Below are 16,911 nucleotides of genomic sequence, written 5' to 3' on the forward strand. Positions count from 1 at the left end.
AGCGGATCCGTGGAGTTTCATGACAAAAAGTGGCCATCCTTTCACCATCACTGCCCAAAAAGTCACAACGACCGTCAAAAATAAAAAAGTTCCATTGACCGAAAAAAGAATTCAGAATTGCTTCGACTGTTGCCGAGAACCTCGACTAAAGCGTTCCGGCACCGCGATCTACCGGCTATTTGCGAGGTAAGCAATGAGCACAGCACAGATGACCCGCCCGCCACAGACCCTCTACGTCACGGTCCGCCGCGATGAATTGCGCCAATTGAAGGACGAACGCGATCAGTTGCAGCAGGAAGTCCTGCGCCTGCGTTCACACCTTCAAGCCCAGGTCAATCAGGCATCCGGCACCCAGCCTGCCCTTTGCTGAACCTTAGCTGAACGAACCCTTCAGAATTAACTCACGAAGTTTTCACATCTTCCTCCCGATACTCCCGCCGAGAATAGGGCTGCCCATGCGCGGTAGCCCTCTGTTGCGTGCATTCAGTGCGCGGCGACTGAGCAATTATCGGGTTGGAGTACTGGATGGCGATGTTCAAACGCAGCAACACGTCTGCGAAAGGTTTTGATTGGGCTGGCCTCGGCTGGCTGTTCCTGTTTTTCTGGTATTTCTCGGGCATTACCCAACTGCTCATCCAACTGACCGGCACCTCCGGCTTCAGTGGTTTTCGCCAGGCCTTCTTCCTCAGCGCGCTGTGGTTGGCGCCCATGCTGCTGTTCCCGCGCCGCACACGCTTGCTCGCCGCCTTGATCGGCGTAGTGCTGTGGGCTTGCTCGATGGCCAGCCTGGGTTACTTCTTCATCTACCAGCAGGAATTCTCGCAAAGCGTCATCTTCATCATGTTCGAGTCGAACATCTCTGAAGCTGGCGAGTACGCCACTCAGTACTTCGCCTGGTGGATTGTGCTGGCATTTATTGCCCACACCGCCATGGCGGTGTTCCTGTGGACCCGCCTGCGCCCGGTTTACCTGCCACGTGGTCAAGCGATCCTGGCGGCGACCGCCATCGTGCTGGCGGTGGTTGGCTACCCGCTGGTGAAACAGATCGCGACCAACCCGACCATGGAACTTGCCATTGACGGCTTCGAGTCCCGCGTCGAGCCTGCCGTGCCGTGGCAGATGATCGTTGCTTACCGCCGCTACACCGAACAACTGGAAAACATGCAGGGCATGCTGACCAGCGCCAGCCAGATTCCGCCGTTGAAAAACCTCAAGGACACCATGGCCGGCCAGCCGTCGACCCTGGTGCTGGTGATCGGTGAATCCACCAACCGCCAGCGCATGAGCCTCTACGGCTACCCGCGCAACACCACGCCGGAGCTGGACAAGCTGCGCGACCAACTGGCGGTGTTCGACAATGTCATCACCCCGCGCCCTTACACCATTGAAGCGCTGCAACAAGTGCTGACCTTCGCCGACGAACAGAACCCCGACCTGTACCTCAAGACACCGTCGATTGTCAGCGTCATGAAACAAGCCGGCTACAAGACCTACTGGATCACCAACCAGCAGACCATGACCAAGCGCAACACCATGCTCACGACCTTTTCCGAACAGGCCGACGAGCAGGTGTACCTGAACAACAACCGCAACCAGAACGCCCGTCAATACGACGGCGACGTGCTGGCACCGTTTGCCAAGGCGCTGGCCGACCCCACCGAGCGCAAGTTCATCGTGGTGCACCTGCTCGGCACTCACATGAGCTACCAGTACCGCTACCCGCCGACGTTCGACAAATTCACCGATCGCCAGGGCGTACCACCCGGCATCAGCGATGAACAGCTGCCCACCTACAACAGCTACGACAACGCCGTGCTGTACAACGACTTCGTGGTTTCCAGCCTGATCAAGGACTACGCCAAGACCGACCCCAACGGCTTCCTGCTGTACCTGTCGGACCACGGCGAAGACGTGTTCGACTCGGCCGGCCATGGCACCCTGGGGCGTAACGAAGGCAAGCCGACAGCGCCGATGTACACCATTCCGTTCATGGCCTACGCCTCGCCGAAATGGCGTGAAACCCACGACTGGAGCTTCGCCAGCGACCTGCAGCGGCCCTACAGCAGCTCGCAGCTGATTCACACCTGGGCAGACCTTGCCGGGTTGAGTTTCGATGAGTGGGACCACACCAAGAGCCTGGTCAGCGACAGCTTCAAGCCTCGCCCGCTGATCATTGGCGACCCATACATCGCGCAGAAAAAGGGGTTGATCGATTTCAGCCTGATCAAGCCCAAAAAAGCCGATCCTGCCGATGTCGTTGCCAAGTAGTCACCGGGCCTTGTAACACAAAGATAACAATCATTCTCGTTTAAGCCTAAAGTTGCCTGCCTCCTTTCGTCTTTGAGCCATGGCCTTCCCTTTCCGGGGTGGCCGCAAAGACGACTGGAGTCTGCCGCAATGTTTGCGCCTTTTACCCGTTCCATGACCTTTACCCTCGGCCTGTTCAGCAGCGTGCTGTGCCCTGATCTGCTGGCCGAAACCGACCCCGAGCACGCCCCCGCCAAAGCCCTCGAACTGGGCGCCACCAGCATCACCGCTGAAGGACTCGGCACCACCACCGAGCACACCGGCGCCTACACCACAGGCGCGATGAGTACTGCGACGCGCCTGAACCTGTCGATCAAGGAGACCCCGCAATCCATCTCGGTGATTACCCGCCAGCAGATGGACGACTTCAACCTCAACACTCTCACCGACGCCCTGCGCCAGACCACGGGGGTAACGGTGCAGCACATGGATTCGGACCGTGCGGGTTATTCGTCCCGTGGTTATTCGATCAATAACTTCCAGGTCGATGGCATGCTCAACACCTTCGGGCGCATGAAGTCCGACGCCGACACCATCATCTACGACCGCATTGAAGTGGTGCGTGGCGCCACCGGCCTGACCACCGGCGCCGGCGACCCTTCGGCCACCGTCAACATGGTCCGCAAGCGCCCCACTGCCGAGTGGCAAGCCAAAACCGGTGTCAGCGGCGCCAGCCATGACAACTACTACAGCTATGTCGACGTCGGCGGGCCACTGGCCTTTGATGGTCGCCTGCGCGGGCGCACGGTGCTGGCGTACCGTGACAGCCGATCCTTCCGTGACAGCTACGCGATGCAACGTGAAGTGGGCTACGGCATTCTTGAAGGCGACCTGACGGACGACACCGTGGTCGCAGTGGGCTTCGACTACCAGAACAAGCATGCGCAAGGCAGTTCCTGGGGCACCCTGCCCTATTGGAACAGCGACGGCAGCAAGGCGAACCTGCGCCGCTCGGCCAACCTGGCCGCCAACTGGAGTTCCTGGCCACTGAAAGACAAGACCACCTTTGCTTCCATCGATCACAAGCTGTCTGCGGACTGGCGCTTGAAAGCCGCCTACACCCACCGCCAAAGCGACACCGACGGCAAGGTCTATTACGGCGGCGCCGGCGCGCCGAATCCGGACGGCAGCGGCATGATCGCCTGGACCAACCAGATGACCGGCACCTCGAAAATGGACGTGGTGGATTTCAATCTCGCGGGCAGCTACTCGCTGCTGGGGCGCGAGCATGAATTGATGGTCGGGTATGGCGAGTCCGAGCAGCGCGATTCCTCGCCGTTCCAGCGTTTCGAAACGCCAAAGGGTTATGAAAATATACCGGACTGGCAACACATGGGCGGCATCCCCAAGTTTCCCGACCGCACCACTGGCCTGAAGGGTGAACACAGCAACAAGAAACAGAAGGCGGGCTACCTGGCCACGCGCCTGAGCCTGACCGATCGCTTGCACGCGGTGCTGGGCAGCCGTTACGGCAGCTGGGAGATTGAAAGTGTCGAGCCCGACTACAACGCCAATAACCAGTTGATCAGCTCGGCAAAAACCAGCCAGACCCACAACGACATGTGGACGCCCTATGCCGGCCTGCTTTATGACATCACGCCTGAATACACCGTGTATGCCAGCTACACCGACATCTTCAACCCGCAGGACGAACGCGACGTCAGCAAGAAATACCTGGAACCGGTGGTGGGCAGCAACTACGAGGTCGGCCTCAAGGGCAGCCTGCTCAATGAGCGCCTGAACCTGGCTGCGGCGTACTTCTGGAGCACCCAGGACAACGTTGCCGAACTCGACAACTCGGTGGCGCCAGACCCGCTTACCGGGGAGCAATTCTACAAATCGGGTGGCAAAGGCAACAAAGTGCAAGGCTTTGAAGTGGAGGTTTCCGGCGAGGTGATGCCGGACTGGAACCTCACCGCGGGCTACACCTACACCCACTCGCTGAACGGCAACAAGCAGCGCAATAACACCAACCTGCCGATGAACCTGCTGAAGGTGTCCACCGCGTATCGCCTGCCAGGCGAATGGCGTGGGTTGACGGTAGGCGGCGCGGTGAACTGGCAGAGCGATTTTTACGACTTCGCCAATCGCCCCGTCGGCGGACGGGATGAAAACGGCTACCTGATCACCGAGCGCACACGGATTACGCAACAGGCCTACACGGTGGTCAACCTGATGTCGCGCTACCAGTTCGACGAACATGTTTCGGCATCAGTTAACGTCAATAATCTATTTGATAAAAAATATTACGAACGCGTCGGCTTTTATAATGGCGTGTATTGGGGAGACCCGCGCTCCATAACGCTTGCCTTGGACTGGACGCTTTAAACCCCGCCTCTGTGCCGCGTCCAAACTTAACGTAATTGTTAAGTTTGGCGCCTATTCAGTTAAGCCTCACTTAATCCACCCTTCCCATAATCGGCCCCACGAGTCTGATCCAAGAGAACAGACACCCATCACACTTTAATGGGAACACCGACCATGAAACTCTCGACCTTGATGCTTGCCGGCCTGATGACGCTGACCTCCGCTGCTGCTTTTGCCGAAGGCGGCTCCGAACGCTCCAAAGAGTTTTACAACAACTTTGCATTCACCCAGCAAGAAATTCACGGTACTAACCAACAGACTGCCATGGCCGACGGCAAAGACGTCAAGACCAACACCGTTGAACAGAAAAGTGCAGAACAACGCCCTAACAGCTGAATGAATCTTTATTTAATACTTGGTTAATCCGCATTACCCTGTGCCTTCCCGCTCCGTTGGCAAAGGTTAACTTGGCGCCATTTAATGGCGCCTTTTTTTTGCCCGTTATTTATGACAGCGGCTTGTTCCAGAACAACATGCGGCCGTGGGCCGGATCAAATACCGAGTCGTCAAAACCAAACTTGCGGTATGCCGACTGCGCCACCTCATTGCCTTCGAGCACCTCCAAGGTGATCTTGCAGCAACCCCGCTGACGGGCAATTTCCTCGACCTTCTGCAGCATTTTCTGACTCAACCCCAGCCCCCGGAACTGATTCATCACTGCCACGTCGTGGATGTTGACCAGCGGGCGGCAGGCAAACGTCGAGAACCCTTCAAAACAATTGACCAATCCTGCCGGCTCGCCGCCGACAAACGCCAGCACGCTGAATGCATGAGGGCGCTTGGCCAGTTCAGCGGGCAGTTGCTGCAACAGGTCGGCCGGCAAGGTATGACCGCCGCCCATCGGGTCTTCAGCGTAATGGTTGAGTACCAGGCCGATGGCCTCGGCGTGCACAGGGTTGGTGTAGCTGGCTTGCAGCACCAGGATGTCAGGGGTGTCCATGTCCTTCCTCAATCACGACAACAAGGGAATGGGCTCCCTTTGAGGGGGACGATTGTAAGCATGGAGCCGCGAGTAGATGAAGGAGATTAACGCCAAATACCCGCCTGAAAACGCGATGCCTGGGTGCCGCAAAAGGCACACATCGGCTTGTCGGGCGGTTTTCTAGGCGCCGAAACGCTGCAACTGCATCTCTTGCAATCGGCTCAGGGTGCGGCGGAACGCAAATGCCAGGTAGCCTTCGGTGTAGAGCGCTTCCAGAGGGACCTGGGCCTCGATAAACAATGGCACCTTGCGGTCATAACACTCATCCACCAGTGCGATAAAGCGCCGCACACTGTCATCGTGTACCGACAATTGCGGCAGCTCGCGATCACCCGCCACCACGCGCTGCGCAGCATCCTCGGTGCCACGGGCTATGCGTGCCGGGCGTTGTTGCGCGCTGAGGTTGGGGACCTCGCCCAGCAGGATCGCCTTGAAACGATCACACAGCAGCATGAAGTCCATGGCAGCCAGGGGCTGTTCGCACAGGTCGGCGTAGCGGCACCAAAGCACAGTTTCGCTCGATTGCACCGCCATAATCGAGCGGAAGCCGACGCTGACCGGCCCGCTGCTCACGGCCTGCCCTTCGCTGAGTTGCTGGAACACGCCGGCAAGTGCTTGCGGCTGGGCGACCCAATAGCGCTGCACACCGGCGCCCGGGTGCAGGCGGTGATCCTCGGCACCGTCCACCGCCACCACCTGCATGTGCTGCTTTATCGCCTCGATACCCGGCAGGAAACGCTCGCGGTTGAAGCCGCCGGCGTACAGCTGGTCGGGCGGCTGGTTGGACGTGCAAACCATCACCACGCCCTCCTCGAACATCACCTGGAACAAGCGCCCGAGAATAATCGCGTCACCGATGTCATTGACGAACAACTCGTCGAAACACAACACGCGCACTTCCTGGCTCAGTTCACGGGCCAGGGCCTGCAAAGGGTCTTGAGTGCCCGTGAGCTGGAATGAACGCTGATGCACCCAGCCCATGAAGTGATGAAAGTGCTGACGCCGCGCGGGCACTCGCAGGCTTTGATAAAACTGGTCCATCAACCAGGTCTTGCCACGGCCCACCGGCCCCCAAAGGTAGACCCCGGGAATCGGCGAGCGGCCCTGGTGCAGGGCCTCGTGACAGGCTTGCAGGGCGTGCACCGCGCGGCGCTGGGCCTCGTCGGGAACGAAGCCTTGCTGTTCAGTGGCGTATTGGTAGGCAGCGAGAGGCGAGTCGAAAGTCATGCGCGCCATTATGGCTTACAGCGAGATGTCCAGCCGTGAAATCTTGCCGTGCTCATTCAGCCGAAAGGTGTAGCGCAACTCCAGGGGGCTACCGGGAAAATTACCCGAAACCACATTGCTGACCAACACCTTGCCGGTGCGGTGCTGCACGTTGAGCACTTCAACCCGGGGCTGATAGCGCCGACCCGTGTCTTCCATCCACCGGGCGATGGCGGCGGTGCCGACCTGGTGCTCGCCTTCATCGAACACGTTGGCGTCGTCGGCAAAGCATTGGGCAACCGCTGAAGTGTCACGGGTATTGGCCGCCGCGATATAGGCGACGATGGCCGGGGCCAGTTCTGAGACGGGCATGGCACAGCTCCTTTTGGTGATTTGTGGTGCCATGCTAAGCCAGGGTCGTGTCAGTTTTTGTCAGGAGTAAACGGCCCGGTGTCGTTCTGTTCCATCAACTTGCGCCAGGCCCGCAGCAGGTCACTGCGCCGTCCGGGATAACGCTCACCCTGGCCCTCGGCAGCCGCCACGCGGTCAGTACGAAACGTGCGATAGGCGCCGCGTAATTCACACCAGGCAACAATCACCCGCACCTCATTGAGAAAGCCCAGGGCCAGCGGCCAGATCAAGCGCTGGCTCTGGGTCTGGCTGGCATCCGCATAGTCGATATGCAGCTTGGCCTGGTGACGGATAGCCTCGCGAAACACATTCAGCGGCACACGGTTTTCCGGGTAGCCGAACCCTGGCGGCCCCGGTAACAGCGTCGGGTTACGCAGGGCTTCCTGCGCGGCCGGGTCAAGTACATCGGCGATTTTTGCCAAGGCATTGGCCGCAGCGCGACTGAGCACGTCGTCACCGCGCTGGTCGACATAACGCAAGCCGAGCACGATGGCTTCGGTTTCCTCGGCATTGAGCATCAAGGGCGGCAAAAACAGCCCGCTGCGCAACACGTACCCTACCCCGGCCTCACCGAAAATCGGCGCACCCAGCGCGGTCAATTCGGCGATATCACGGTACAGCGTGCGTTCGGACACCTCCAACTGCGCCGCCAACACCGCGGCGGTCACCGGGCGTTTTTTCCCGCGCAGGGCTTGGAGCAGCGTCAGTAGACGAGTGGTTCGCGACACGTTGATCCCGCCCAAAAACAAAAAGTCCCGCAACTTAGCAGAGCACCCTGTCAGAAATTGTCAGCAGTAAAAAAGCGCCTTGACGAAATAAATTACCTCGATCATATTATTTAGATGTTACCAATAATTTAAATGCCCGATCTGTCAGGAGTGCTCGCATGCGCAATAAAGTCTTTGGCCGCCGTAGCGGTCTGCAGGTATCAGAACTGGCCCTGGGCACCGGCAATTTCGGTACAGGTTGGGGGCATGGCGCCGAACGTGATGAAGCCAGGCAGATTTTCGATGGCTACCTCGAAGCCGGTGGCAACTTCCTCGATACCGCCAACGGTTATCAGTTTGGCCAGGCAGAAGTGCTGCTGGGTGAGTTCATCGCCTCGGAGCGCGACAACCTGGTGGTCGCCACCAAATACACCCTGCGCACCCAACCGTCGGATGAAGGCACGATCAAGCTCGGCAACAACCGCAAGAACCTGGTTCGCGCGGTCGAAGAAAGCCTCAAACGCTTGAACACCGACCACATCGACCTGCTCTGGGCGCACATGAGCGATAACGTCACGCCGATGGAAGAGATCCTGCGCGGCTTCGACGACTTGGTGCGCGCCGGCAAGATCCACTACGCAGGCCTCTCCAACTTCCCCGCCTGGCGCATTGCCCGCGCCGACCTGCTGGCCGAAGTGCGCAACTTCGCGCCGATCATCGGCATCCAGGTGGAATACAGCCTGGCCGAGCGCACGGCTGACCGCGAATTGCTGCCGATGGCCGAAGCCCTGGGCTTGGCGGCCACCTTGTGGTCGCCGCTGGGGGGTGGCTTCCTGACCGGCAAATACCGCGACAGCCAAGGCGATAACCGCGCCAACAAGCTCGGCATGTTGATCCACGCCGAAAAAAGCGCGCGCGAAACCGCCGTGCTCGACACCCTGCTCGCCGTGGCCGCAGAGCTGGACGCCACGCCCACCCACGTCGCCATCGCCTGGCTGCGTGAAAAAGCCAGGCGCTCGACCACCGCGCTGATTCCTATCCTCGGTTCACGCACCCGCGCGCAATTGGATGCCACCCTCGGCGCATTGAATGTACAGCTGTCGGCCGAACAGGTGACCCGCCTCGACACGGCGAGCGCCGTCCCATTGGGCGTGCCGCACGGGATGATTGCGGAGCGTTTCCCCGTCGACTATGGCACTGACACGCCCCGTCCTCCGGTTATTTGAGATCAAAAAAAACGGCCTGAGCAGGCCGTTTTTTTCATTCGCAAAACTCAAGCAAGGCTTTTGCTGACCACCTCGAACACATCGCTCGACAGCTCGCCGGACGCACGAATGCGCTCCAGTTCCGCTTTCATCAGCGCCTGGCGCGCGCTGTCGTACTTGCGCCAGCGTGTCAGCGGCGCCAACTGGCGCGAGGCGATCTGCGGGTTGAACCCGTTCAACTGGATCACCAGGTCTGCCAGGAAACGATAGCCCGAACCGTCCGCCGCATGGAAGTTGATCAGGTTCTGCCCGGCAAACGCGCCGACCAGTGCGCGCACCTTGTTGGGGTTCTTGACGTTGAACGCCGGGTGCTCCATCAGCGCCTTGACCCGCGCCAAACCGCCCGGCAAGGTGCTGCCGGCCTGCACGCTGAACCACTGGTCCATGACCAATGGGTTGTCCTTGAAGTTCTCGGCAAACACCGCCAGCGCCTGGGCTTTTTCTGCTTCGAACGGCGAGTTCACCAACACCGCCAAGGCCGTCAGGCGTTCGGTCATGTTGTCGCTGGCGTCGAATTGCTCCAGCGTCGCCGCCAGCACTTCCGGTTTGCCGCTGAGCATCAGGTACGACAGCGCGATGTTCTGCAACGCGCGACGGGCAAAGTGCTCGGCCGCCGCGACATAAGGCGTCTGTTTGGACAGGTCACGGTTGGCCTGGTAGCGCAACCACAGCTCTTCGTGCAGGTTGTCAGCCAGTTGCTTGCGCGCAAACTCACGGGCGGCGTGGATGGCGTCGACGTCCGCCACTTCGCTGATTTCCGTGAGGTAGGCTTCACCCGGCAGGGAGAGCATTTCAGCGACCATTGCCTGGTCCAGGCTTTCGTCGCTCAACACGCTGCGCAACGCGGTGATCAGGCGCTGATCCAGCTTCAGTGGCTGACCCGCCTGATACTGGCCAATCAATTCCTGCAACACCTGCACCGCCAGCTGCTGGCCGGCATCCCAACGGTTGAAGCCGTCGCTGTCGTGCTGCATCAGGAACATCAATTGATCACGGTTGTACGGGAAGCTCAGTTTCACCGGCGCCGAGAAACCACGCAGCAGTGATGGCAGCGGCTGTTCGGCGATGTCCACAAAGGTGAAGGTCTGCTCGGCTTCCGTCACCGAAATCACCCGGGACGTCGCACCTGCGCCTGCTTCACCGGCCAGGCGCAAGGCAATGCCCGCGCCTTTCGCGTCCAGCAGGCCCAGTTCCACCGGGATCACGAACGGCAGTTTTTCTACTTTGTCCGGGGTTTCCGGGCAGCTCTGGCGGAAGGTCAGGCTGTAGGTTTTGGCGGCGGCATCGTAAGCCTCGCTGACGGCCAGGCGCGGCGTGCCGGCCTGGCTGTACCAGCGCTTGAACTGGCTCAGGTCGGCGCCGTTGGCATCTTCCATGGCCTTGATGAAATCGTCGCAGGTCACGGCCTGGCCGTCATGGCGGTCAAAGTACAGGTCGCTGCCTTTACGGAAACCGTCGGCGCCGAGCAAGGTGTGGATCATGCCGACCACTTCCGAGCCTTTTTCGTACACGGTCAGGGTGTAGAAGTTGGAAATCTCGATGAAGCTGTCCGGGCGCACCGCGTGGGCCATCGGGCCGGCGTCTTCGGCAAACTGGTGCGTGCGCAGGTAGGCCACGTCCTGGATACGCTTGACCGTGGCCGAGTTCATGTCGGCGGAGAAGCCGCCATCACGGAACACCGTGAAACCTTCCTTGAGCGACAGCTGGAACCAGTCGCGGCAGGTCACGCGGTTGCCCGACCAGTTGTGGAAGTATTCGTGGGCGACGATCGCCTCGACGCGCTGGTGCGCAGCGTCCGTCGCGGTTTCGGCGCGGGCCAGCACGGCGCTGGAGTTGAAGATATTCAGGCCCTTGTTTTCCATGGCGCCCATGTTGAAGTCGTTCACCGCGACGATCATGAAGATGTCGAGGTCGTACTCGCGGCCGTAGGTTTCTTCGTCCCAGCGCATGGATTTTTTCAGGCTGGTCATGGCGTGCTGGCACTTGTCGATGTTTTCCGGCTCGACATAAATGCGCAGCGCCACTTCACGCTGGGTCATGGTGGTGAAGCTGTCTTCGACGCACCACAAATCACCGGCCACCAGCGCGAACAGGTACGCCGGCTTCTTGAACGGGTCCTCCCAGGTCGCCCAATGACGGCCGTCTTCGCCGGGACCGCTGGCAATCGGGTTGCCGTTGGACAGCAGCACCGGGTAGCGGTGTTGCTCGGCGATCACCGTGGTGGTGAAGGTGCTCATCACGTCCGGGCGGTCGAGGTAATAGGTGATCTTGCGGAAGCCTTCAGCTTCGCACTGGGTGCAGAACATGCCGCTGGATTTGTACAAGCCTTCCAGGGCGGTGTTGGTTTCCGGATGAATGCGCACGCTGGTGTCGACCGTAAAGGTGTCGCTGGTCGGGTGCAGGGTCAGGTGGCTGTCGGTCAGCTGGTAGTCAGCCTCGCTCAACTCGCGGTCGCCGAGGTTGACGGTCAGCAGCTCAAGTTGCTGACCGTCCAGCACCAGCGGCGGCAAGCCGGCGCCGCGCTCAGGGTTACGGCGCATCACCAACTGCGCGTGAACCAGGCTGTGGTCTTCGAACAGCTCGAAGGTCAGGTGCGTCTCTTCGATCAGGTAGTCCGGCGCCTGATAGTCCTTCAGGTAAATCATCTTCGGCTGTTCGGTGCGCATGTCTTCGTCCTTCTACTGATGCACGGCGAGCTGGTAGGCCGTGTATTTACGAATGTTGATAACGCCGGTGTCGAAGATCAGGTATTGGCCCTTGATCCCCAGCAGCGTGCCTTCGGCAATCGGGTTCTTGTCCAGGTTGAAGCTGACAATCTTTGTGGGATATTGCTCTACCGGGTAGCGAATTTCGATCGGTTCAATGTCGGTCACAGGTTGGATGGCCTGCAGGCCAAAGCGTTCCTGCAAACCCAGCAACCCTTCGGCGCAGGACGCGAATAACGCATCACGCACCTGCTTGAGGTCGACGGACTGGGCATCGCCCTTGAGCAATGCGCGCCAGTTGGTCTTGTCGGCCACTTGGCTGCGAAACAGGTCTTCGACGAAGCCGGACTGCTGGCGCGTGGCGACGCGCATGATCGGCAGCGCCTGGCTGGCGCCCTGGTCAAGCCAGCGGGTCGGCAGCTGGGTAGCGCGGGTGATGCCGACTTTGACGCCTGACGAGTTCGCCAGGTACACCACATGGTCGGTCATGCAGAATTTTTCGCCCCAGCCCGGATCGCGGCAGGTGCCAGCGTCGTAATGGCAGCGCTCGGGGCTCATGATGCACAGGTCGCACTGGGCCAGCTTGGTCATGCACGGGTAGCAATATCCCTGGCTGAAGCTGGTCTTGGTCTTGCGGCCGCAATGGCTACAATGGATGGCGCCGAGGTACTCCAGGCGCACATGTGTACCGATCAACGGGTTGACCGGCACCTCGACGTCGCCCAGGCGAAACGCGTATTGAACAGTCGGCTCACCGAGTTGCGCCGACATTTTGTTGACTGCACCGCGACCAATTTCAATCAATGGATCGCATCCGACTTGAACAGGATGTTCGGCACCGGTGCCGATTTCGACGCGCATTCCTGCGGGCCCATGTAGCCGGTGCGCTGGTCTTCCGGCAGGTTCTGGATTTCCCAGGCAATCACCGCTTGCAAAGACAGCTCGCGCTGCTCGGCGGTGAGCTTGCGGCCATCGGACCACTTGCCGATTTCCACCGCGAGTTTGAGGCTCTCGTAGATGTCCGGGGTGAGGTTTTCAATCATTTCAGCAAAAGAGGACATAAGGCTCTTCCTTATCAAATAGAGGCTTTGCGGCGGTTGTACAGCCCGCCCAGCAAACCCGTGAGGCAACCGATGACCAAGCCGCTCACGTGAGCCGCGTTGGCGATTTCGCCGAAGCCGATCATCGAGATCAGCCCCGACATGCAGAGCACCAGCCAGATCAGCATCATCGCCAATACCCCGCGAGGCAGGCGATAAGCAGGATTAGGCGAGAGTAATTGGAAAATCCAGCAGTGCCCGAGCAGGCCATACAACACGCCGGACAACCCGCCAAACAGGCTCGGGCCGCCGTAAGCGTATTGCGCGTAGTTGGAGACCAGGCTGAACAACAGGGTCAGGCCCAGCAGGTTGATACTGCCCTGGCGCACTTCGATGCGCCGGCCCAGCTCCCAGTACCACATGCCGTTCATGGCCAGGTGCAGGATGCCGAAGTGGATCAACATCGGCGTGACCAGCCGCCACCACTGCCCTGACGCCATGGTCTCGGCAAACGGCGTGAACTGGATGTACTCACCCGCTACGTGAAACGGCAGGAACGTCAGCCAGCTCATGGTTTGCAGGTTTTCACCGAGCAAGGTCACTGCGCCGACGATGATGCTTGCCAGCAACACCAGCGCCGTGACCGGGCTGAAGCGCACTTGCTGAACAAAGCTTGGGCGGGTGACAGGCGCCTGCTCGGGAATATCCAGTTGCTGTTCCGGGTCACCGGCGGGAAATCGCTGGTACAACACGCGCACGTCGTCGCTGATGGTCTCGGGTACCCACAACACCTGCTCACCCGCCTCTTCGCTGACGCGATGGGGCACTTGCATGCGTTGCAGCAGTTTGACGAAACCACCCAAATCGACGCTCAGGGGCAAGCGCAATACAGCCACGGTGCTCATACAATTACCTCGGGGCGCTCAACGTCGACCCATACAAATTTACGCGGGTCCAGTTGGGTTTCCTGGTCCAGTCGGTACGCCACCAGCTTGCCGTACAGCACTGCGCTGTAGTCCAGGCAGGCCAGGTTGTCGCGGATCGGTGCCGGTTTGCCGCTGCGCCAGTAATGGCCGACAAACAGCAATGGCTCGTCAACGCCGTAGCGCAGCAGGGAATTCTTTTGCGTGGACGACAATGGCGTGCGCGCTACAGGCTCCGGCAGCGCGTCGGGCTGGAACACGATGTCGCCATAGGTTTTCGGGTCGTCTTCCCAGAACTTGGTGCGGAAAAACGAGCGCGTCAGGCCATCGCCACCGGTCAGCGTCAGGCCATCCGGCAGGCGCATGTCGGTGCCGCGCAACAGGCGGTCGAAGGCGTTGCAGGCAAAACTGCCCGGCACGGCGGCGGCCTGCAAAAAGTGCTGGTCGATGCAGCCATCCGGGAAGGCGGCGCGCAGCGGCGCGATGAAGCCGTCGTCCCAGCACGCATGCACCACGCGAAAGCGCCCGGCGTCGACAAACAGCGGCATGTCATAAAACCAGCCGAGGAAGTCGTGCCAGTCGGCCGGGTGTTGCTCGAATTGGGTAAGAGTTTCCTGAATCAACCGCGCATGCCTTGGGCTGTGTTCGCGCACGAACTGCTTGCCACTGCCAGGCGGCGCCGGGGTGGTCCAGCCCAGAGCGTTGAACTCGTGGTTGCCCATGATGCACAGCGCCTGACCGGCCTCGGCCATGTCGTGGACAATATGCAGCGCCTCGCGAATGCGTGGCCCGCGGTCGATGATATCGCCGAGAAACACCGCCATGCGCGTCGGATGACGCCAAGTGCCGCCCTGTTTGTGGTAACCCATTTGATCGAGCAAGTGCTCAAGGGTATGAGCGCAACCGTGCACGTCACCAATCAGGTCGTAGCTACGCGCGGGATCGAGCATCAGTCGCCTCCACCCCCCAAGCGGCTGCCCCAGCCCAACTTGGTGCGGCACACTTCATAGTAGTTGTGGTCCAGCGGATGGATCAGCCGCAGCTTCTGCGCCTTCTTGCTCACGGTGATGGTGTCACCGGGGGCGCAGGTGAAATGGTTCTGCCCGTCGCAGGAGACTTGCGGGTAAATCTGCATGTCTTTGGACACCACGATTTTCAGCTCACTGTTGCCGTCTACCACAATCGGCCGGCTGGACAACATATGGGGGTACATCGGCACGATCACAATGGCGTCGAGCTTGGGATGCATGATCGGGCCGCCCGCCGACAGCGCGTAGGCCGTGGAGCCGGTCGGCGTGGCGACGATCAGGCCATCGGCCTTCTGGCTGCACACGAACTGGCCATCAATGTACAGCTCGAATTCGATCATCCGCGTGGATTTGCCGGGGTGCAGCACCACGTCATTGAGGGCATCGCCCTGGCCAATGGCTTCGCCGTGGCGGCGCACTTCGGCTTGCAGCAGGAAGCGGTTTTCGACCAGGTAATGGCCGTCGAGCACCTTGGCCACTTCGACTTCCAGCTCATCGGGACGGATATCCGTGAGAAACCCCAGGCTGCCCCGGTTGATCCCCAGCACCGGCACATTGTGCCGCGCCAGTGCGCGCGCGGCGCCCAGCAGGCTGCCGTCGCCGCCGACCACAATGACCATGTCACACACTTCGCCGAGCATCTTGCGCGACGAGGTTTGCAGGCCGTGGCCCGGCAGGATTTCGGCGATGGTGTCTTCGAGGATCACATGCAGATGGCGTTCCAGCAGGAATTTTTTCAGCCGGCGGACGGTGTCCAGCACCTGGGTACTGCCCAGGCGACCGATGATGCCGATATTGCGAAATTGCTCCATGGGGCTCCTGCGGGATTTGGGGTCTGGCAAAAAAGAACGATTATGGGCGAAAGGCCGCGTCAGGCAAAACCCTTTGTCGTCGCAGGGCCCCGATGACAATGGTTCTCAGCCACCCGTAGGACGGTTAAACGGCTATGCTCGGACCATGACTGTGTTCCCGGATCTGCACACCCTGCCCCGCCAATTGCGCCACCCGCAGGTGCGCGACCTGGCGTGGGTCATGCTCGCCCCGCCGATGCTCACGCAAACACCATGGCCGCAGCGCCACCCGCTGGCCGGCAGCGACTGGGTGCAAGCGCCCGAGCGTCTCGAACAGTGGTTACGCACACTCGACCGTGACAGCAGCCCGTTGCAGCAGTGGCTGAGCCTCGCGCGCTCCCGCCGCCTGGGCTTGTACTACGAGCGCCTGTGGCAGTTCGCCGTGCAGCATGCGCCGGGCGTGGAACTGCTCGCCGCCAACCTGCCGATTCGCCGCGCCGGGCATACCTTGGGCGAGCTGGACATGCTGCTGCGCGACCGCGAGGGCGTGCACCACCTGGAACTGGCGATCAAGCTTTACCTGGGGCCGCAAGACGGCAACGGCCTCGACCCGGCGCACTGGCTGGGCCCGGGCTGCCATGACCGGCTGGACCGCAAGCTGGCGCACCTGGCGCAGCATCAACTGCCGATTTCGGCACGCCCGGAGAGCCGCGAAGTGCTGGCGGCGCTGGATATCCAGCAATTCGACGCACATTTGTGGCTGGGCGGGTATTTGCTCTACCCGTGGCCCGGCGAAGCCGAATCCCCCCACGGCGCGCACCCTCAGCACCTGCGCGGGCGCTGGCTGCATCAGCGTGACTGGCGCGACTTCGTCAGTGTGAGCCCGCCCGGTCGCTGGCAACCCCTGCCCCGGCATGCCTGGCTGGCGCCGGCGCACTACCCGACGGATGAAGTGTGGGGTGACGCGCAGATGCACGCCTGGCTGGCGCAGCTCGACCCAATGGCGCCCGCGCAGTTACTGGTGCGACTGGTTCAGGTGGGAGAAGACTGGGAGGAAGCGGAGCGGTTGTTTCTGGTGGCGGATCTTTGGCCGAATGTGCCGGGGGCTGGTTGATGATTTTGCGCTGCCGCTGAGGGCCCCCTCGCAGCATAGGTATCTACACAACTTTCAAGGCTGAA

The 16,911-nt window shown here is 60.6% G+C and carries 17 protein-coding genes; 7 read left to right on the top strand and 10 right to left on the bottom strand.

Going from position 1 to position 16,911, the window contains the following annotated elements; genetic code table 11:
- From WBB95_RS14080 to WBB95_RS14100, 5 genes are all read left to right on the top strand, one after another.
- A partial coding sequence (locus WBB95_RS14080) for a hypothetical protein (RefSeq protein WP_424488129.1) occupies positions 1–190 on the top strand: 190 nt, incomplete at its 5' end.
- 3 nt (positions 191–193) lie between these two features.
- Positions 194–370 carry a DUF6026 family protein gene (locus WBB95_RS14085; protein WP_424488130.1) on the top strand — a complete coding sequence of 59 codons (177 nt, stop codon included), beginning with the start codon at positions 194–196 and terminating at the stop codon, positions 368–370.
- A 155-nt stretch (positions 371–525) separates the two neighbouring features.
- Complete coding sequence (locus tag WBB95_RS14090) at positions 526–2,268, top strand: phosphoethanolamine transferase CptA (RefSeq protein ID WP_424488131.1); 1,743 nt, start codon at positions 526–528, stop codon at positions 2,266–2,268.
- 129 nt (positions 2,269–2,397) lie between these two features.
- A complete protein-coding gene (locus WBB95_RS14095; protein WP_424488132.1) occupies positions 2,398–4,635 on the top strand; it encodes a TonB-dependent siderophore receptor in 2,238 nt (745 codons plus the stop codon).
- A 153-nt stretch (positions 4,636–4,788) separates the two neighbouring features.
- Positions 4,789–5,010, top strand: coding sequence for a hypothetical protein (locus WBB95_RS14100; RefSeq protein WP_424488133.1), 222 nt, complete (start codon positions 4,789–4,791; stop codon positions 5,008–5,010).
- A 109-nt stretch (positions 5,011–5,119) separates the two neighbouring features.
- Here WBB95_RS14100 and WBB95_RS14105 read toward each other — a convergent pair whose 3' ends face one another.
- From WBB95_RS14105 to WBB95_RS14120, 4 genes are all read right to left on the bottom strand, one after another.
- Positions 5,120–5,614, bottom strand: coding sequence for a GNAT family N-acetyltransferase (locus WBB95_RS14105; RefSeq protein WP_424488134.1), 495 nt, complete (start codon positions 5,612–5,614; stop codon positions 5,120–5,122).
- Between the two features lie 162 nt (positions 5,615–5,776).
- The gene (zapE, locus tag WBB95_RS14110) at positions 5,777–6,883 is read right to left on the bottom strand and encodes a cell division protein ZapE (protein ID WP_424488143.1); all 1,107 of its coding nucleotides are present in this window, start codon (positions 6,881–6,883) and stop codon (positions 5,777–5,779) included.
- 15 nt (positions 6,884–6,898) lie between these two features.
- A complete protein-coding gene (locus tag WBB95_RS14115; protein WP_424488135.1) occupies positions 6,899–7,234 on the bottom strand; it encodes a nuclear transport factor 2 family protein in 336 nt (111 codons plus the stop codon).
- Between the two features lie 50 nt (positions 7,235–7,284).
- The gene (locus WBB95_RS14120; RefSeq protein ID WP_424488136.1) at positions 7,285–8,001 is read right to left on the bottom strand and encodes a helix-turn-helix transcriptional regulator; all 717 of its coding nucleotides are present in this window, start codon (positions 7,999–8,001) and stop codon (positions 7,285–7,287) included.
- Between the two features lie 158 nt (positions 8,002–8,159).
- On the opposite strand from WBB95_RS14120, the gene WBB95_RS14125 reads away from it, so the two are divergent.
- A complete protein-coding gene (locus tag WBB95_RS14125) occupies positions 8,160–9,206 on the top strand; it encodes an aldo/keto reductase (RefSeq protein ID WP_424488137.1) in 1,047 nt (348 codons plus the stop codon).
- A gap of 47 nt (positions 9,207–9,253) precedes the next feature.
- Here WBB95_RS14125 and pepN read toward each other — a convergent pair whose 3' ends face one another.
- The 6 genes from pepN to WBB95_RS14155 are packed head-to-tail and all read right to left on the bottom strand — an operon-like array spanning position 9,254 to position 15,753.
- Positions 9,254–11,911, bottom strand: coding sequence for an aminopeptidase N (pepN, locus tag WBB95_RS14130; RefSeq protein WP_424488138.1), 2,658 nt, complete (start codon positions 11,909–11,911; stop codon positions 9,254–9,256).
- A 12-nt stretch (positions 11,912–11,923) separates the two neighbouring features.
- Positions 11,924–12,754, bottom strand: a complete 831-nt coding sequence (locus tag WBB95_RS14135) for a DUF2797 domain-containing protein (RefSeq protein ID WP_424488139.1) — start codon at positions 12,752–12,754, stop codon at positions 11,924–11,926.
- Positions 12,751–13,011 (bottom strand): YeaC family protein, encoded by a 261-nt coding sequence (locus tag WBB95_RS14140; protein ID WP_424488140.1) that lies wholly within the window; start codon positions 13,009–13,011, stop codon positions 12,751–12,753. The genes WBB95_RS14135 and WBB95_RS14140 overlap by 4 nt, the downstream gene beginning before the upstream one ends.
- A gap of 14 nt (positions 13,012–13,025) precedes the next feature.
- Positions 13,026–13,895, bottom strand: a complete 870-nt coding sequence (locus WBB95_RS14145) for a rhomboid family intramembrane serine protease (protein WP_424488141.1) — start codon at positions 13,893–13,895, stop codon at positions 13,026–13,028.
- Positions 13,892–14,866, bottom strand: coding sequence for a metallophosphoesterase (locus WBB95_RS14150; protein WP_424488144.1), 975 nt, complete (start codon positions 14,864–14,866; stop codon positions 13,892–13,894). The genes WBB95_RS14145 and WBB95_RS14150 overlap by 4 nt, the downstream gene beginning before the upstream one ends.
- Positions 14,863–15,753, bottom strand: a complete 891-nt coding sequence (locus WBB95_RS14155; RefSeq protein WP_003217892.1) for an NAD(+) kinase — start codon at positions 15,751–15,753, stop codon at positions 14,863–14,865. The genes WBB95_RS14150 and WBB95_RS14155 overlap by 4 nt, the downstream gene beginning before the upstream one ends.
- Positions 15,754–15,898: 145 nt before the next feature.
- On the opposite strand from WBB95_RS14155, the gene WBB95_RS14160 reads away from it, so the two are divergent.
- A complete protein-coding gene (locus tag WBB95_RS14160) occupies positions 15,899–16,846 on the top strand; it encodes a DUF1853 family protein (RefSeq protein ID WP_424488142.1) in 948 nt (315 codons plus the stop codon).
- Positions 16,847–16,911 lie beyond the last annotated feature (65 nt).

The sequence above is a fragment of the Pseudomonas sp. genome (genome assembly GCF_049645325.1).
GTDB lineage: Bacteria > Pseudomonadota > Gammaproteobacteria > Pseudomonadales > Pseudomonadaceae > Aquipseudomonas.

Excerpts from the sequence above, each read along its gene's own strand:
- WBB95_RS14145 (WP_424488141.1), bottom strand. The coding sequence starts at position 13,895 with ATGAGCACCGTGGCTGTATTGCGCTTGCCCCTGAGCGTCGATTTGGGT.
- pepN (WP_424488138.1), bottom strand. The coding sequence starts at position 11,911 with ATGCGCACCGAACAGCCGAAGATGATTTACCTGAAGGACTATCAGGCG.
- WBB95_RS14105 (WP_424488134.1), bottom strand. The coding sequence starts at position 5,614 with ATGGACACCCCTGACATCCTGGTGCTGCAAGCCAGCTACACCAACCCT.
- WBB95_RS14090 (WP_424488131.1), top strand. The coding sequence starts at position 526 with ATGGCGATGTTCAAACGCAGCAACACGTCTGCGAAAGGTTTTGATTGG.
- WBB95_RS14085 (WP_424488130.1), top strand. The coding sequence starts at position 194 with ATGAGCACAGCACAGATGACCCGCCCGCCACAGACCCTCTACGTCACG.
- WBB95_RS14095 (WP_424488132.1), top strand. The coding sequence starts at position 2,398 with ATGTTTGCGCCTTTTACCCGTTCCATGACCTTTACCCTCGGCCTGTTC.
- WBB95_RS14125 (WP_424488137.1), top strand. The coding sequence starts at position 8,160 with ATGCGCAATAAAGTCTTTGGCCGCCGTAGCGGTCTGCAGGTATCAGAA.
- WBB95_RS14155 (WP_003217892.1), bottom strand. The coding sequence starts at position 15,753 with ATGGAGCAATTTCGCAATATCGGCATCATCGGTCGCCTGGGCAGTACC.
- WBB95_RS14140 (WP_424488140.1), bottom strand. The coding sequence starts at position 13,011 with ATGTCCTCTTTTGCTGAAATGATTGAAAACCTCACCCCGGACATCTAC.
- zapE (WP_424488143.1), bottom strand. The coding sequence starts at position 6,883 with ATGACTTTCGACTCGCCTCTCGCTGCCTACCAATACGCCACTGAACAG.
- WBB95_RS14115 (WP_424488135.1), bottom strand. The coding sequence starts at position 7,234 with ATGCCCGTCTCAGAACTGGCCCCGGCCATCGTCGCCTATATCGCGGCG.
- WBB95_RS14100 (WP_424488133.1), top strand. The coding sequence starts at position 4,789 with ATGAAACTCTCGACCTTGATGCTTGCCGGCCTGATGACGCTGACCTCC.
- WBB95_RS14160 (WP_424488142.1), top strand. The coding sequence starts at position 15,899 with ATGACTGTGTTCCCGGATCTGCACACCCTGCCCCGCCAATTGCGCCAC.